Source organism: Pedobacter sp. UBA5917, assembly GCF_002432345.1.
Lineage (GTDB): Bacteria > Bacteroidota > Bacteroidia > Sphingobacteriales > Sphingobacteriaceae > Pedobacter.
This window is the reverse complement of the sequence record NZ_DJDT01000316.1, coordinates 1-18,037: the sequence shown is the minus strand read 5'-3', so window position 1 is coordinate 18,037 and position 18,037 is coordinate 1. Positions and strand designations below refer to the sequence as shown.

The following is an 18,037-nucleotide window of genomic DNA, read 5'->3' as shown; positions in this document are numbered from 1 at the left end:
TGTACAATTTTAATTTTAAGGTATCCGCAACTTTACCTGCCTTAATAGAAAATGGTTTGTTTAAAAAGTCGTAGTCCACGCCGGCTTTCATCGTACTGCTATCGGCAATGCTTAGGTTATAAGTACGGTCTGAACTGTAAGGTGATCCGATTGCACGTACAACCAGCTTCAATATAGAATCCTTCACGTTGGATTTCGAATAGCCAAAACTTACCGCAACATCGTTGGTGGTATCGGCCTTCGTAAAGTAAATGCTATTCTTAGCGCTTTCATCATTATAAACATTCAATCTATCCTTTTTACATGCGCTCAGCATCATCACAAATGCCAAAACACAGCAATAAATTAATTCTCTTTTCATAATTATATTTTGTTATCGTGGTGTGGTTTCTGATAATGGTACGGGAAAAGTATAGTTTGCAGCCGTGATAGCTACCGCCGCATTGCTTCCGCCCGATATTACCGAAGCAGTTTGGGTCCTTTTGTAATAAAAGAACAACTGCCCTTCTCCGTAAAATTCTTTTCGGTATTCTTTCATAATCCCCGTGGTTAAAGCCGGACCAACAGTACCTGCCGGGAGCGCTGGTATATTTCTTTTTAAGCGCAACGTATTTAAGTAATCGAGCGCCACGGCATTATCAGGCTCGCATTCTGCTGCAATTAAATACATTTCGCCCGTCCTGATTAAAGGAACAGTCCGGTTGGTGTTATAAGAAGTATTGCCCACATCCTGATATTTAAAGAAAGTTGGATAAGGCCTTCCGTTAACTAGCCAAACATATTGATTGCGATAATCGGTAGCATAACCCTCAAATACGGTAGAATTGATAAAAGATCCCGAGGTATTTGGCGCCAGGATACTGGTATCAAAGAGCGCAGCAGAAAATGTACTGGTATATAAATCGTTCAGTTTTGTGTTTTCGGCGCCAAAAATCATTTCAGTTCCAAAAATCCTGTTGCCAATACCAGTGCTTAAATCTGCAAGGGTAATCCACGGAAACTTGCTTTGATTCCCGATAACCGATTTGGCGGCTGCTAATGCTGCAGGTTTATCACCTTTCCACATATTTACACGGGCCTGTAACGCTTTAACAGCATAATAGTTCATTTTATAATTTCTCGAATTACGCCCATAAGTATTACTCGGCCTGCTCACCAAAGTCAGACTGTATGCCGGATCGCTTGCCTGTAAAAGATCTTCTGCATTTTTTAAATCCAGCAAAACCTTTTGCATCACATAAGTAGTGGGCATATAATCAGAAATCTGATAGGTGATTTTATCGTAGTAAGGCAAAACCTTGGTTAGCGAATCTGTGGCGTAAGCTTTGGTAAACATCCGCATCAGATCGAAATAGTAAAATGCCCTTAAACCCAAAGCCTCTCCTTTGTAAAGGTCGTGTGTTTTGGTATCCAGCACCGTTCTGTAGGTTTCTAAACTTTCTAAAAATTTATTGGTATTGGCGATACTGAGGTATAGATTTGTCCAAATTCCATCAATTATAGCTTTTGGGGCAGCTTCAGTATAGCTATAAGTCGACATTTTATAGTGCGATCCATTTTCGCTGCTTACCAGGTAAAGCTGTGCCATTACATCCAAAGTGGTACTGGTTAAAGTGGCGCCGTAAAGTTTATTATCGCCATTGTTGATGTAAAAGCCATTATTGGCATCTGCAAAACCCTGCGGGGTAGAATACAGTTGGGTTTCTATAAATTTATCCTCCGGTTTAACATCCAACCACTTTTTACAGCCAGAAAAAGCAAGGATTAATACCGATAATAATATGATGTAGCCGTTTATTTTCTTCTTCATGATCCTTATTTAAAAGTTGCCCTAATACTCATTGAAACTGATTTTGCATAAGGGTAATCCGTACCCCGTTCTCTGGTGATATTTGACAGGTAAAAAATATCGTTCGAGTATGCATTTATGGTGATGGCCGATAACGATGCTTTATCCAGCCACTTTTTATTCTTGATTTCGTAACCCAGATTGATCGATTCGCCCGAGAAAGAGGTTTCTGTCTGGATAAATCTTGACGACATTGGTGAGGTATTATTTACCGCAATGCTTTTAAATTCGGCTATATCTCCCGGGGTTTTCCATCGATCGTACAAAGCCCGTTTATCCTGGTTGTAGCGTAGCGAAGTGTATGATATGTTTTCGACCTTGTTGTACAGCGCTGTGTTAAACTCGCTTTTGCCCCAGATATACCTTACCGAAACACCAAAGTTAAAGCCCTTGTAAAACAGGTTTGAGCTAAAAACACCCTCGGCTTTTGGCCTCGAACTTCCTACCACAACCTGATCAGCCGAACTGTAAACGAAGGTATATTGACCATTCGCCGCTAAAAACACTTCTTTCCCTGTTGCCGGATCAATGCCCAATGATGGTACTGCCCATAAATCGTTCGAACTATAACCATCGCGGTAACGTGTTAGCGAATTGCTGTTCCTTAACTGGTTATTTAAACTATTAAGCTTATTATCGAAATTGCTGTATTTCTGGGTAGATGTTGCCCCGGTAATGCCCAATGTCCAAACCACCTGGCCAGGATTAAATATCGGGGAGAATTTAAAACTGGCTTCCAAACCTTTTACCGTAGAAGCGCCTGCGTTAAAGGGGAAATTACTTAAACCTGTTGATGATGGCAGGGTAATGGCAACCACCAATGGGTCGGTTATTTTTTGATAGGCGTTTACATAAAAATTAATCCTGTTTCCAAAAAGGCCGGCATCTAAACCCAAACTTGTTTGCGAAGTTTTTTGCCATTCCAGATCAGCAGCGCCTAAGCCTGATAAATAAATCCCCTGGCCAAAGCTGTTTATCGTAGAATAGTAGTTGTAAACCGATTCGCTAACGTTATTAAAATTCTGATTGCCTGTTACGCCCCAGTTGCCCCTTAACCTTAAGTTATTTACCCAGGTTACATTTTTCATAAACAGCTCATTCATCACATTCCAGCTTAAACCGGCCGAATAATATGGAGCGTATCTTCTGTTGGAGCCAAAAGCTGTAGATCCATCAACATTAAAATTTACATCAATGTTGTACCTCCTATCGTAAGAGTAATTTACCGCTGCCACAGCAGAATTGCGGCGCGTTAACGAATTTGCCGCATTTGGCACCGAACTCGTTTTAAAACCATAGGCAAAAGCAGGGTTTCCATTCGCGGCAGCAGGAAAACCGGTTGCCGTATAACCATTTACCGATTGGTTTGTCTGATTAACCTCTGCCCTTAAATTTGCCGTAACCGAATGTTTGTTTGCAAATACTTTTGCATAAGAAAACCCGGCGTTAACTGTATAACTTAAGCCCGCAAGTTTGCTATAGGTATAATCTCCTTTTAACAGTGGATCATCAATACCGTCGTATTTTGTATTAAGCGGGGAAATAAAATTGGTTGATTCTGTAATTGATTTATTGATCTGTGCATTGATCTGAAAACGCAGTTCGCTCGTTAAATCGGCAATCGCCTGGAAATTATCCTGTAAGTTAAAACTGGAATTCTTTCCATAACTGTTTAATGCCGCATTATAAAAAGGATTCGGGATCACTTCGTTATAATTGGTATTGTTGTAATTAATCAGATCTGTTCCATATACCGTTGGCGAGGGTACAATTTCCAGGTATTTATGGCTTGCGTCCAATAACCGGTAGTATGGATTTGTTTTTACCCAGTCGGAAAAAAGACCATAAGGAGAATCTGCCGCTTCCGATCCGCTGATGTAGGCCCTATTGCTAAAATTAAATATACCCGAACGATAGGTTAAAGTAAGGTTGGTGCCCCAATCATCACGTTTTGAGCCAATCATGGTTGCATTGTTCTTACGGATGTTGGCACCAAGATCGTACCGTACATTGTCATCACCACCAGATGCCGAAATGGAATGCCGCTGGGAAAATCCGGTTTGTAAAGGCTGCGAAAGCCAATAGGTATCTACCCCACGCAAAACTTCTTTAAGTCGCGAGGCATACACCGTATCCAACGCCATCTGTCTATCGGCAATTGTAGTTGCATAACGGCCTGCCAGTTTCTCGAACTGCAGTTTTTCTGAGGCGTTCATCATGTTATACGATCCCAGATCGGGTAATTCTACCCTTAAATCCGAAGTATAACTTATCCTGAGTTTGCCCGGTAAAGGCTTTTTAGTCTCGATAACGATAACCCCATTCGATGCCCTCGAACCATAAATTGCCGTCGAGGCCGCATCTTTCAAAATCGTGATGGAGGCTACCGTATTCATATCCAGGTCAACAATGGTCCTTAACGATGTTTCAAAACCATCCAGAATAAACAAAGGCTGATTCGGATCTGTAGAAAACTGGTCCCTTAACGTATTGGTCGATATACTCGTTTGCCCCCTTAATTCAATCGTTGGAAGTACATTTGGGTTAGAACCTGCTGCGTTATTTTCAATCTGTATAAAAGAAGGATCCAGCGTCCGCAAACTTTGTATTACGTTCTGGTTTGAGAGCATTTTGAGGTCATCGCCCGAAAAAGAGGCTGCCGCACCGGTAAACGACTCTTTTTTTCTGGTCATAATACCCGTTACCACTACATCTTTATCAAAATTGGTAACACTTTCCTTTAAAATTACCGAAAGCGAAAAAGTTCCTCCGTCCTTAACCAGCCCGTTAACCGTTTTAGATTCATAGCCGATAAAATTGATGGTAAATTTGTAGCTTCCTGCTCCTAATTTATAAAAGCTGAAGACGCCGTTTTTATCAGATGATGTGGTTGTTTTGGCCCCTGTTTGAATGTTCTGGGCAACGATGGTTGCACCAATAATGGTTTCTTTCGCATCCTTAACAATTCCCTTTACAGCTGGTACCTGTGCATAGGCGCTAAAGCCATAATAAAGGCAAAGCAGCAGCAGTAAGGCACGTTTTGGAACGTTCCTTTTAGTAAAAATTTTGATCATGAAGTTAGTTGGTTTAGTCTAGTTGTGTTTGGTTTTTATTTTTACTTCTTCTTTATCGTATATCCTACCTCTGTTTTTTCTACAGTCAGATTATTGAGAGAACAGAGCATACTTAAGAAGGAATCAATGTCATCGCGTCCGAATTCATATTGTCCTGTAAATACCTTTCTGTTTAATTGTACTGCAGTATATTTTATTTTAATGTTTAATTTATTTTCAAGTGCATCGAAAACACCGGCCAGTGGTTCGTTATCGAAAATAATAGCACTTTCGGTAATAATGGCTTTATTTTGATCTAGTGTCTCCAATTTCTTAGGCTGTTCGATATTAAATGCCCTAACATTTGCGGCGTAAGTTTGCATATTGACCGAAAATTCTTTGCCGGGTAATAGATACACTGTTTTAACGCCTGCCGATAATAGTTTTTGCTGTGGTTTAACCACTACTTTTCCTTCAATCAATCTTACCCTTGTATAAAGGTCTTTTTTGAAAGCTGTAATTTTAAAAACGGTCCCCAAAGCGGTGGTTGCCAGGTTATTGGCAAAAACGGTAAATGGCTTGGTTTTATCTTTATGTACCCTGAATAATGCCTGACCATTTAAAGCAATATCCCTTTTTCCCTGATCGAAGGGAAAATAACTCACTTCGCTATTTGGATCAAGCTCAACGATAGATCCGTCAGGCAGTGTATAAATCTGTTTTGTATCTGACGTATTTGTTAAAAATTTCGCTATTCTGGTAGAAGTTCCATGTTGTTTCAAAGTAGCAACATCTGATTTCGAAACTTGCCTACTGTTAAAATTATAAGTCAATAAACCAACCGTAAAAATCAACGCTACTGAAGCTGCGTAAGCCAGATAACGCAAACGGATCCGCCTGGTTTCTTTTACATTGTGGATATGATCAAGTATGTTTACATAAATCCTGTCGGATATTTCAGCATCAACTTTTTCTTTCGGCTCAAAGTGCTCCCATTCCTCGCTGTTTAAATAAATTTCACGGTTGTTATCATCCGCTAAAAATTTACTTACCATGCGGGCTTCCTCGGCAGTACACTGGCCGGCAAAAAACTGCTCAACAAGCTTTTGGTTGATTTGCATAACTACATTACGTTTTTGAAAGTGCTTTACCCCTAGTGCAGCTAAATTATTTTAAAATAATTGTTAAAAAATTCGATAAAGCGGTCTGAATGGACAAATTTTAACTGGATAAATCCAAAAACTATTAATTATTTATTGATAATGGTCGACATTATCACCGCAAGTGAAATAATAGAAGAAAATGCGGCCCTGAGTTGTTTTAAAGCCTGCGAAATATGATTTTCGACAGTTTTTGGGGAAATAGAAAGCATTTCTGCTATTTCTTTATACGAATAACCTTCAATTTTGCTCAATTTAAATACCTTTTTCCTTACAGGCGCCATCTGTTCAATAGCCGCTTCAAGGGCATTCAGCATTTCCGGCTGGTTTACCTCCACCTGTAGCGCATAATCATTTTCTATTACTGATAAATGTTTTTTGCCAACGGCTTCTTTTCTAAGCTGATCGATCAATATTGTTCCCGCAATGCGGAAAACCTGGGCCGATAAACTGTATTCTGATGATAAATTTTCCCTCTTTTCCCAAAGCCTGATAAAAGTGAGCTGCACCACCTCTTCTGCCATATAAGCTGAACCTGTTTTTTTCAGTATATAGGCATAAAGTTTTTGGTTGAACAAACCGTAAACAGTTTGAAAAGTTTGTAAGCAACCCGACGCTAAATCAGCAACATAGTCCATTAATTGGGATTCCTGAGAAAATAAAAAAGGATGATTTTATTAGTTATTCGGAGCGGATGATAAGCCAAAGATATTTTTTCATTAAGTAAGAATCAACCCAATATTAAATTTTTAACAGAATTTTGGCCAAAAACCGGTTCCTAGCTTTAAAACAAACGTTTGACTAATTTTTACCAAAACCCCTGTTTTTATACCATTTTAGATAAAAACACTCAAATAATCCTATTTGATAACCGATTTGTAATAAACACGTTATCCAATTGCCGGTTTCCTTTTAATTGATTGGAACAATTTTTACATTTACGGTGATATGGTGAGCAATAACTACAGTGAATTACTACGGAAGATTGATGAGTTTATCCGCAAATTTTACCTCAATAAAATTTTGCGGGGCAGTATTTATACCGCTGCAATACTTTTGGCCCTGTATCTGCTGGTTTTTTTAAGCCTTTATTACCTCAATCCTACCGCGGGTTTTAAAACTTTTATATTTTTCGCTTATCTCTTGATCGGAATATTGTTGGTGGGTTTCCTTATAGTAAAACCACTTTTATCGATGTTGAAATTGGGCAAACACCTTACTTTTGATGAAGCATCGGTTATCATCGGAAACCACTTTTCCGATATTAAGGATAAATTGCTTAATACGCTTCAGCTTCACCGCTTATCAGAAAATCAGCCCAATAACAACCACCTCATTATTGCCAGTATTGATCAAAAAATCCTCGAACTTAAGCCCGTTCCCTTTTATACCGCCGTTAGCATCAACGATAACCGAAAATATTTAAAGTATCTTTTTGTTCCGCTTTCTATCATTTTACTCATCGCCATCATCGCACCGGCCATTTTGCGCGAGGGTACGAATAGTTTTTTCAAATACGATGAATACATTGCACCAAAGGCCCCTTTCAGTTTTACGGTTTTAAATAAAAGTTTAACCGTTACCCAGGGTGATGATGTAACCATAAACCTGAAACTATCAGGTGACCAGATTCCTGCAGAAATTTACGTTGAAGACGGAAAAAATACCTACAAACTTCAAAAAGAGAACATCAGCAACTTTAATTACAGCATAAAAAATATCCAGAACGATAAAAAACTGATTTTTAAAGGCGGAGGTTTCAGTTCTTCAGCATTTATTCTTACCGTTAAACCACGTCCGGAGTTGCTTAACGCAGCTGCAACTTTAAATTTTCCCGCTTATCTTGGCAAAAAACCGGAACAGGTTGCCAATGTTGGCGACATGCTCCTGCCCGAAGGAACAAAGGTTACCTGGAACTTCAAAACAGGAAAAAGCAATTCGATTTTGTTTATTCTTAATGGTACCGAGAACGTTTTAAAAGTCGAAGATAATGAATCAGCTTTCAATGCTACAATCAAAAACAATTCAAAATACAGCGTTACCCCTAAAAATGAATTCGTAACCCTCCGCGATTCTTTATCACACCAGATTACCGTGGTTAAAGATCAGTCGCCAGGGATTAGCGTAGAAGAAAAACCAGATTCCGTTAGCAAAAAGGCTTTGTATTTCAGTGGCAATGTTACCGACGATTATGGTTTTAGCCGTTTAAGCTTTAAATACAACATCAAAGAAAATAACCGGATTATTGGTTCATTCGCCAAAAATATTGCAATTAAGAGCAACGTAACCGAAAATACTTTCTTTTATTTCTGGGATTTAAAAACCGCTGCAGCCAAACCCGGACAGGAAATTGAATATTATTTCGAAGTAGCCGATAACGATGGTGTTAATGGAGCAAAAGTTACACGATCGGAAGTTAAAACCTTTAAACAGCCTACCAAAAGGGAAACTGCCGAACAGGTAAATGCCAGTAACCAGGCATTAAAACAGAAAGTACAATCGGCCATCCGTTTGGCCAATACCATCGAAAAGGAAAGTAAAAAAGTTGCCGAAAGCCTGATCGATAAAAAACAGATCTCTTTTGAGGATAAAAAGCAGATTGAAGCCCTTTTGGATAAGCAGAAACAGCTTGATGAAGCGGTAAAAGAGATTAAAGATCAGAATGACAAAAATATCCAGCAGCAGGAAGACCAGAAACAGACAGAAGAGCTTTTAGAAAAACAAAAGCAGATTAAAGACCTGTTCGACAATGTACTGGATGAAAAAACCAAAGAACTGTTGCAGAAACTGCAGAACCTGATGAACGAGAAAAATAAAGATCAAACCCAGGATGAACTTTCTAAAATGCAATTGGATAATAAAACGCTCAAAAATGAATTAGACCGTATTTTAGAACTCTATAAACAGTTGGAATTTGAGCAGAACCTTCAGGCAGATATCGATCGTTTAAATGAACTTGCCAAAGAACAGAAAGAACTATCAGAGCAAACAAATGATAAAAAACAGGATAATGAAGCCCTAAAGCAAAAACAGGATGCGCTTAATAAGGAAATGAAAGACCTGAAAGATGATCTTAAAAAGCTGGAGGAAAAAAATAAGGGCTTAGAAAGACCAAATCCTTTCGAAAACCCTGAAAAAGACGTTCAGGACATACAAAAAGAACAACAGGACAGTAAGGATGCCTTAGATAAAAAAGATTCTAAAAGTGCCAGCCAGAAACAGCAGAAAGCGGCCGAGCAGATGGAAAAATTATCCAAAAAGATGAGCGATATGCAACAGGAGGGCGAAGAAATGGAAAATAACCTGAATGCCAAAGAATTACGCCGCTTATTAGAAAACCTGCTCACTACATCTTTCGATCAGGAAAAGGTGATGCTGACCTTAAAGAAAATGACTGCTACCGACCCATCATATACCACTAACGTACAGAAACAGCGCAGCATTAAAGATAATCTTAAAACCATAGCCGATAGTTTATACAGCTTAAGCAAACGTGTTCCACAGATAGAATCGACGGTTAACGAGGAAATGAATAAAATCAATTTTAACCTCGATAAAAGTTTAGAAAGCCTCGGCGATAGAAGAACAGCAGAAGCCAACCGTTTCCAGCAATTTACCATGACTTCTATCAATAACCTCACTTTGATGCTGAGCGAAGCTTTAAACCAGTTGCAGAACATGCAGAAAAATGGCAAAGGTGGCAGTGGAAAAAAACAGAAGCAGGGTATGAAACAGCTTTCGCAAATGCAGGATAAGCTGAATAAAAGTATGCAGCAGGCTCGCGAACAGATGCAGAAATCAGGCGGTAACCAAGGCACCGTAGGTAAAGGACAAATGAGCCAGGAATTTGGTAAAATGGCGCAACAGCAACAAATGATCCGCCAGGCGCTGGAAAAAATCAACCGCGAGGAAAATAAGGATGGTACTGGTAAAATGGGTAACCTGAACGAGGCCATTAAGGAAATGAAACAAACAGAGAGCGATCTGGTTAACAAGCGTTTACAACAGGAAACTTTAAACAGACAGAAAGATCTGCTAACCAAGCTGTTAGAAGCAGAAAAAGCAGAACGCGACCAGGAAGAAGATTCGAAACGCGAAAGCAAAGCAGCTAAAGAGTTTCCGCCATCTTACCGAAAAATGGTAGATCAGTTTAAAAAACAGCAACAAAATGGAAACGATATGCTGCAAAAACTGCCTCCAAGCTTAAATTACTACTATAAAAATAAAATTGCCGAGTATTTAAAATCATTGAATATTAGTCAATAAATAAACTCGTCATCTCGACCGAAACGCAGCGAAATGGAGAGATCTATCTTGCATGAAAGACCCTGAAATAAATTCAGGGTGACGTACCGCTTTAAATTTTTCCTAAATTTGCAGCATAAACAACAACATTATGCCTGCAATATCTTTCTTCAACGAATCTGTTAGCTATAATCTTCCACAAAAACTTAAAATCAAAAAGTGGATCAAAGCCAGCATTGAAAAAGAAGATTACAAATTACAGGAACTCAATTTCATTTTCTGCAGCGACGAATATCTTTTAGGCATCAATCAGCAGTATTTAAACCACGATACTTATACCGATATCATTACTTTCGATAATTCTGAAGAAGAAAAGCAGATAGTAAGTGATATTTTCATCAGCATTGAACGCGTAAAAGAAAATGCAAAAATCTTTAAAACGTCCGAATTTGATGAGGTTTGCCGCATCATGATGCACGGAACCCTGCACTTATTGGGTTATAAAGACAAAGGAAAAGCCGCCAAAACCCTAATGACACAAAAAGAAGATGAACATTTAGGCTATAGAACTGAATTTGGATTGATTTAGCAACTAGCCTCCACCATTCGTCTTTCATCTCGACTGGAACGCAGTGGAATGGAGAGATCTATCTCGAAATAGATTTCTCGACTTCGTTGCACTCCGCTCGAAATGACGAACGTTTTGACTTCCTTTCATGACATTCCCATTACCATAACTTCCTAGTTAAAAGCAAAATACCCTCCTGCTCCTTTCATTTTTTATGAGCGTTCGTCTAAAAGTTACGGGCGTTCGTCGACAATTACACTCTGCTGGTATAATACAGCCAATCTGCCTGCAACTTTTCCTGTTTGCCTCAGTCTTATATTCGAAAAAACACAAAAAAGATTTAAAAATTTAAAATATAAAGTCATGAGAACTTCTATTAAAACCTTATTCGCAGCAGCCTTAACAACAATCATTTTAGGTACTGCAAGCGTTGCAGCAAATGCAAACGAAAACAACAGCAATTACACCAATATTACTTCGGTTAAAAACATCACTAAAATTAAAGTGAGTGGAAACGTGAAAGTAATTTTAGTTCAGGATGCCAAAGAAAGCGTTCAGGTTTACGATAACTACTACGCAAAAAATGCATTGGTACAACAACAGGATGGCGAATTAAGGATCAGTTCTTTCACTAAAGAACCCCTAACCGTAATCGCTCACATAAATAACCTTACTGCTATCGAAGCATCAAACATTTCGAGTGTTAAAACAGCCGGAAATTTTAACCTGTTAAACCTGGACGTGGTTTTAAATGATGGTGCCACTGCCGATATCAAAGCAAATACAGTAAACCTAAATACAAGTATTAACGGTGCATCGAGTTTAACATTAAGTGGTTCTACCGAAAGTTATTCAGCAGTTTTAGGAGCAGTTGCAAAAGTAAATACAAACGATTTCACCGCAACTGATAGCAATATAAGCGCAGCACCAATTGCAACTTACAATGCAAACAGATATAATGATATTAAAGCTGATGTTTTAGAAGCCATCTTCTAAGCATCACAAAAGATAAAAGTTTAGTTTTAGTTAATGATTGAAGCAGCGGTGGAGCGAGTCCAACCGCTGTTTTGTTTTATAGCTACTTTACCAATACCGAATGAACCAGTGAACTACTGAACCAATTACCTTCCATGCAAATCTGTGCATCCACGGCAAAAAAAGCTAATACACAAAAAGAAGTAGCCAAATAAAGATCCTTCGTCTCCGCCCAGGATGACAAAACGAATAAAAGGCTTTTCCGTTTTAATATGTGTCTCTGTGGCAAAGATGGCAACAAAACAAACAAATTAAATATTCCGTCCTAACACGTGCATCTGTGGCTACCCATCAATCAAGTTTTTGCCATTTTTACCTGATACAGAAGTCCTTTCAACATTGAATATGCCGTTGCAACTAATTTATACTTACCTTTGCACTAATTTTCCTTTATAAATCCGAAATACAAAAAAATTGAGCACACTAATTGCGGCAGAAGGCTTAGGACATGGTTACCATGACGAATGGCTATTTAAAAATTTAACCCTGGGTATCAACTCTGGTCAGCGTGTAGCGTTGGTTGGAATCAATGGTGCAGGTAAGAGTACACTTTTGAAATTACTTGCCGAAAGGTTCCCTCCGCTTGAAGGTAAAATTGTAAAAAACAAAGCCGTTAAAATTGGTTTTCTTGATCAGGAACCTCAGTTTACCGAAGGCTTTTCAATTAGCGATCATATTTTTTCTCTGGAGAATAAACAACAACAGCTGATTAAGGAATATGAAGAACTGATCGAAGACCCCAATCCGGATGAAAAAACGCTTAACCGTTTGTATGAAGAATTAAGCGAGCATAATGCCTGGGAATATGAGCATGAAATTAAAACCATCCTCAACCGGATGGGCATTACCCATCTTCAACAGAAAATATCTACCCTATCGGGTGGGCAAAAGAAACGTTTGGCTTTAGCTAAATTGTTGATCGAAGATCCTGAAATCTTGGTGCTTGATGAGCCAACCAACCATTTGGATATTGATACCATTGAATGGCTGGAAAAACTATTAACCACCGGACAAAAAACAATTCTATTGGTAACCCACGATAGGTACTTTTTGGATAACGTTTGCAACACGATAGTAGAACTGGATAGAGGTAAAATTTTTAACTACAACGGAAACTATGCTTACTACCTGGAGAAAAAATCGGAAAGAGAAGCGTTAGACGCCACTGTTTTACATAAGAACCAACAGCTATTAAAGAAAGAATTGGAGTGGATGAGGCGCATGCCACAGGCTCGTGGAACAAAATCTAACGCCAGAATCAATGCTTTTTACGAATTAGAGGAAAAATCAAAGAAAAAGTCTGATAATCAGAGTATTAACCTACAAATGAAGATGTCTCGCCAAGGTGGGAAGATTATTGAGGTTGAACACGTAGCAAAAGCATTTGATGGCCGCCCTATTATAAACGATTTTAGCTACACCTTTAAAAAAGGTGATCGTATTGGCTTGGCAGGAAAAAATGGAACAGGAAAATCTACACTTTTAAATATCATTACCAGCAATTTAAAGCCAGATAGCGGAACCGTAGATACTGGAGAAACTACCGTATTTGGTTATTATAAACAGGGCGGTTTAACTTTCGATCCAAAAGAACGTGTAATTGATATTGTAAAATCGGATGCCGAATTTATCAAGATGGCAGATGGTTCAGTGATCACAGCTTCTGCCCTATTAACTTTATTTCTATTTCCGCCAAAGAAACAACATGGTATGGTTGAGAAATTAAGTGGTGGTGAAAAGAAACGTTTGAACCTGATGAAAGTGTTGATGCAAAATCCAAACTTCCTAATTCTGGATGAGCCAACAAACGACTTGGATATCGACACCCTAAATGTACTTGAAGAATTTTTAGAAAACTTCCCGGGCATTTTAATGCTGGTATCTCACGATAGGTATCTGCTCGACAAAATGAGCGATCAGCTATTTATCATGGAAGGCGAAGGTGTTGTTAAAATTTATAATGGTAACTATTCTGAATACCGCTTAAGTTTAGAGCAACCAAAAGCTAAACCAGAAACCAAGAAAAATCCTACCACCGTTATAGAGCAAGCACCGGTTAAAGCTGCAAAAAAATTAAGTTTTAAAGAGCAAAAAGAATTAGAAGATAGCGAAAAAGGTATGGAAGAAGCAGAAGCTAAAATAGCCAACCTCACCAAAACCCTAAACAATATCGATGCAACAGACTATGTAAAAATTCAGGAAATTTCGAGTGAGATAGAAAACCTGCAAGCGAAACTGGATGAATATACTATGCGCTGGCTGGAGCTTTCAGAATAGAATACTAAACAATTCTATCCTGTTTTCCACGTTATGTTTCACGTGGAACATTAGCAAAATTAAAGAGAACTGTCACCCTGAGCGTAGTCGAAGGGTAAAGCAAAAGAAACTAAATCTTTTATTTTACTAGAGTTAATACAGGGTAAAAATTAAACAAAAACAAATTGTTCCACGTGGAACATTAAAGAAATATATAATAAAATGTTTTCAAAATACGATTTGATTGTTGTTGGTGCAGGCCATGCAGGCTGTGAAGCTGCTGCTGCTGCTGCCAACTTAGGATCATCTGTTTTACTAATAACAATGAATATGGGCACCATTGCCCAAATGAGTTGTAACCCCGCAATGGGTGGTGTAGCTAAAGGCCAGATTGTTCGCGAGGTTGATGCACTAGGTGGATACTCCGGAATTATATCAGATAAATCGACCATTCAATTCAGAATGCTGAATAAATCTAAAGGCCCTGCAATGTGGAGCCCAAGGGCACAGATTGATAGAATGCGCTTTGCAGAAGAATGGAGATTAGCCTTAGAGAACACACCTAATGTAGATGTCTGGCAAGACAGTGTTGTCGGTTTGTTGGTGAAAGATAATACCGTATATGGCGTTAAAACATCTTTAGGTATTGAGATCGAAAGCACAGCAGTGGTACTTACCAATGGAACTTTTTTGAATGGTGTGATCCACATTGGAGAGAAAAAGTTTGGTGGTGGTAGAACAGCAGAAAGATCTTCAACAGGAATTACCGAACAATTGGTAGAGCTTGGTATGGAATCTGGTCGTATGAAAACTGGTACTCCCCCCCGCGTTGACGGAAGAAGTTTGGATTATTCTAAAATGGAAGAGCAATGGGGCGATGAAGATAGAAGTAAATTCTCTTTCACAGATACGCCCGTTACTACTGACCAACGCTGCTGCTGGATTACTTATACCAATAGCGAAGTACACGAAACTTTGAAAGAAGGATTCGAAAAATCACCAATGTTTACCGGTCGCATTAAAGGTTTAGGACCGAGGTATTGCCCATCCATTGAAGACAAAATTAACCGTTTTGCAGAGCGCGATCGTCACCAGATTTTCGTTGAACCTGAAGGATGGAACACCTGTGAAATTTATGTAAATGGATTTTCAACTTCCCTTCCGGAGGATGTACAATTCAAAGCACTAAGATTAATACCAGGTTTTGAGCAGGCAAAAATGTTCAGACCAGGTTATGCCATCGAATACGATTTCTTCCCACCTACCCAATTATCGTTAACCTTAGAAACTAAATTGATCAGCAATTTATTTTTGGCTGGGCAAATCAACGGAACTACAGGATATGAAGAAGCCGCTTGTCAAGGTTTTATGGCGGGAATAAATGCACACCAAAAAATCAATGATAAACACGAACTGATCATGAAAAGATCAGAAAGTTATATCGGTGTTTTAATTGATGACCTGGTAACTAAAGGAACCGAAGAGCCTTATCGCATGTTCACTTCAAGAGCCGAACACCGTTTATTATTGAGACAGGATAATGCGGATATCCGCCTCTCTCCTATTGGCCATGAGCTGGGATTAATTTCTGATGAGCGTTTAGAAAAGGTAAATCAGAAAATTGCAAATGCAGATGCACTCGTTAAGTTTACCAAAAACCAGGGTATAGAAATGGGCGATGCAAATCCGATGCTCGAAAGTTTAGGATCGAGCGCTTTAAATCAAAATGTAAAAATCCATAGTCTGGTTGGAAGACCGCACGTTGGTTTACAGGATCTGATTAAAGTAAGTAAACCCTTAGCTGAAGCTACAAAAGATTTAGATAATGAAACAATTGAGCAGGCCGAAATCAAAATTAAATACGAAAGCTATTTTGAGAAAGAAAATGAAATTGTAGCGAAGATGCTGAAAATGGAAGACAAAGAAATCAAACCAGATTTTGATTATAATAAAATTGTTTCCATTTCAAAAGAGGCCCGTGAAAAATTATTTAAGATAAAACCACGCACTTTAGGTCAGGCTTCAAGGATTTCAGGTGTTTCGCCCTCAGATATATCGGTTTTAATGGTCTATATTAATAAGTAACTGATTATCAAATACTTAACTAAATAAAAATAGACTTTAAATAAATCGATATAAAGCAATAAAAAGATTTTTTAATGTTAGAGTTCCAAAAAGTATAAAAATTCGTCAGAACGTTTAAAATATGCCAAATTTAAAAGATCAGTATTTTAACCTTAAAATTTTATCGGCTTTTTCAGCCCTGCTCCTATTTTTTGGTTGTGCGAGTATCCAAAGCCCACAGGGTGGACCAAAAGATACCAAGCCACCAAAAGTTTTAAGTATGACACCAAAAAATCAGACTAGGAATTTTAACGCAAAAAAAATCGTAATTGAGTTTGATGAGTATTTTAATATCAAAGATGAGTTTAAGGAATTTTCTATTTCTCCCGACCAGGAAAAACTTCCGGTTTTAAAGAAGCGTCAGAAAAGACTCGAAATTGCACTTCAGGATTCTCTGGAAAAAAATACAACTTATACCTTAAATTTTGGTAAAGCGATTGCCGATGTAAATGAAGGTAATGTAGTTAAAAATTTATCTTACGTTTTTTCTACCGGACCTGAAATTGATTCGCTTTCCATCAGCGGTAAAGTGATCAATTCGCTGAGCGACGAAGCTGAAAAAGATGTTACGGTTTTAATTCTTCCTTTAGAAAGAGATACCATTTTTGGAAAGAAACGCCCTTCCATTTATGCAACTACCGATAGCGCCGGAACTTATAAATTAAATAACCTGAGAAAAGGCACCTATAAAGTTTATGCTATTAAAGAAAGTAGCGGTGGTGGCGATAAGATCTATCAGCAGGTTTCGGACGAGGTAGGCTTCATTAAAGATCCTATTGTAATTGATAAAAACCTGGATAACATCAACCTGCAGATATTTAAAGAATTGGCCCCAGAATTCCGCGTGGTCGACAGAAAACTTAATAATGATGGAAGTATATCAATTAACTTCAATCAGCAGCTTAAAAGCCCTAAAATTACGGTTACCGATCCTCCTGCTGTTGATGTGGGTAAGTATGTACATTTTTCAAAGAACAACGACACCGCAAAAGTATGGTTAAAGGATTTAAGCTTCGATTCGGTAAAACTGGCCATCCAGGACCAGGGAAAAGTATTACAGACCCTGAACTTTACCCGTGGTAAAAAAGATACCTATACACGCGATGTAACCATTAACGATAACCTTTCGGGAGGAAAATTAAATCCCTTCCAGCAGCTTACGTTAATATTTCCTTTTCCGATGACAGCTGCAGATCCATCTAAAATTACCTTGCTCGAAGATTCGGTAAAACGCACTAACTTCGAACTGATAAAAGACAGTGTTGATCAACAGAAATACTATATAAAATACCCGTGGAAGGTTAAAAGAACTTATGATTTAAAGTTAGGTGCAGGTGCTTTTACCGCTATCTTTAATGCCAAGAACAAAGATATACCTAAGAAATTTACGCTTGAAAGCCAGGATGCATACACCACACTTGTATTAAATGTAACTGTGCCCGATACGAGTAAAAATTATGTGGTGCAGTTCTTAACCGAGAAAAAAGACATTATAAAATCGTATCCGATCAATAAAAATTCGAAGATTACCTTTTCAAAGTATCCCGCAGGGAAATATATGTTAAGGGTAGTTTACGATGAAAATAAAAACGGAATCTGGGATACCGGTAGTGTTAAAGGGGGTTACCAACCTGAAAAAGTATGGTATTTAAAAGCCTTATTGGATTTAAAACCAAACTGGGAACGCGAAGACCCATTGGTGATACCACCTCCTACGCCATAAAAAAGCCGTCACCCTGAATTTATT

Annotated in this window: 11 protein-coding genes; 6 read left to right on the top strand and 5 right to left on the bottom strand. The window is 38.4% G+C overall.

Translation table 11 applies throughout. The features are described 5' to 3' along the window. The 5 genes from B2V92_RS22140 to B2V92_RS22120 form a co-directional block, all read right to left on the bottom strand. Window positions 1-361: DUF4843 domain-containing protein (locus B2V92_RS22140; RefSeq protein ID WP_293312217.1), on the bottom strand; the 361-nt coding region annotated here is incomplete at its 3' end. Window positions 362-373: 12 nt separating this feature from the next. After that, a complete protein-coding gene (locus tag B2V92_RS22135; protein ID WP_293312215.1) occupies window positions 374-1,810 on the bottom strand; it encodes a RagB/SusD family nutrient uptake outer membrane protein in 1,437 nt (478 codons plus the stop codon). Between the two features lie 5 nt (window positions 1,811-1,815). Continuing rightward, window positions 1,816-4,923, bottom strand: coding sequence for a SusC/RagA family TonB-linked outer membrane protein (locus tag B2V92_RS22130; protein ID WP_293312214.1), 3,108 nt, complete (start codon window positions 4,921-4,923; stop codon window positions 1,816-1,818). Between the two features lie 41 nt (window positions 4,924-4,964). Continuing rightward, window positions 4,965-6,023, bottom strand: coding sequence for a FecR family protein (locus B2V92_RS22125; protein WP_293312213.1), 1,059 nt, complete (start codon window positions 6,021-6,023; stop codon window positions 4,965-4,967). Window positions 6,024-6,151: 128 nt separating this feature from the next. Then, the gene (locus B2V92_RS22120) at window positions 6,152-6,640 is read right to left on the bottom strand and encodes a sigma-70 family RNA polymerase sigma factor (RefSeq protein ID WP_293312211.1); all 489 of its coding nucleotides are present in this window, start codon (window positions 6,638-6,640) and stop codon (window positions 6,152-6,154) included. 370 nt (window positions 6,641-7,010) lie between these two features. Between B2V92_RS22120 and B2V92_RS22115 the strand changes: the two genes are divergently transcribed. From B2V92_RS22115 to B2V92_RS22090, 6 genes are all read left to right on the top strand, one after another. Beyond that, entirely contained in the window at window positions 7,011-10,328 is a 3,318-nt protein-coding gene (locus B2V92_RS22115) for a DUF4175 family protein (protein ID WP_293312209.1), read from the top strand. Window positions 10,329-10,458: 130 nt separating this feature from the next. Further along, window positions 10,459-10,896, top strand: a complete 438-nt coding sequence (gene ybeY, locus B2V92_RS22110; protein WP_293312207.1) for an rRNA maturation RNase YbeY — start codon at window positions 10,459-10,461, stop codon at window positions 10,894-10,896. A 342-nt stretch (window positions 10,897-11,238) separates the two neighbouring features. Then, the gene (locus tag B2V92_RS22105) at window positions 11,239-11,871 is read left to right on the top strand and encodes a GIN domain-containing protein (RefSeq protein WP_293312205.1); all 633 of its coding nucleotides are present in this window, start codon (window positions 11,239-11,241) and stop codon (window positions 11,869-11,871) included. 453 nt (window positions 11,872-12,324) lie between these two features. After that, on the top strand, window positions 12,325-14,187 hold the full coding sequence (locus B2V92_RS22100) for an ABC-F family ATP-binding cassette domain-containing protein (protein WP_293312203.1): 1,863 nt from the start codon (window positions 12,325-12,327) through the stop codon (window positions 14,185-14,187). A gap of 201 nt (window positions 14,188-14,388) precedes the next feature. Then, window positions 14,389-16,251: a tRNA uridine-5-carboxymethylaminomethyl(34) synthesis enzyme MnmG gene (mnmG, locus tag B2V92_RS22095; protein WP_293312201.1), complete on the top strand. Its 1,863-nt coding sequence runs from the start codon at window positions 14,389-14,391 to the stop codon at window positions 16,249-16,251. Between the two features lie 121 nt (window positions 16,252-16,372). Next, window positions 16,373-18,013, top strand: a complete 1,641-nt coding sequence (locus tag B2V92_RS22090) for an Ig-like domain-containing protein (protein WP_293312199.1) — start codon at window positions 16,373-16,375, stop codon at window positions 18,011-18,013. The last annotated feature ends 24 nt before the right edge of the window (window positions 18,014-18,037 follow it).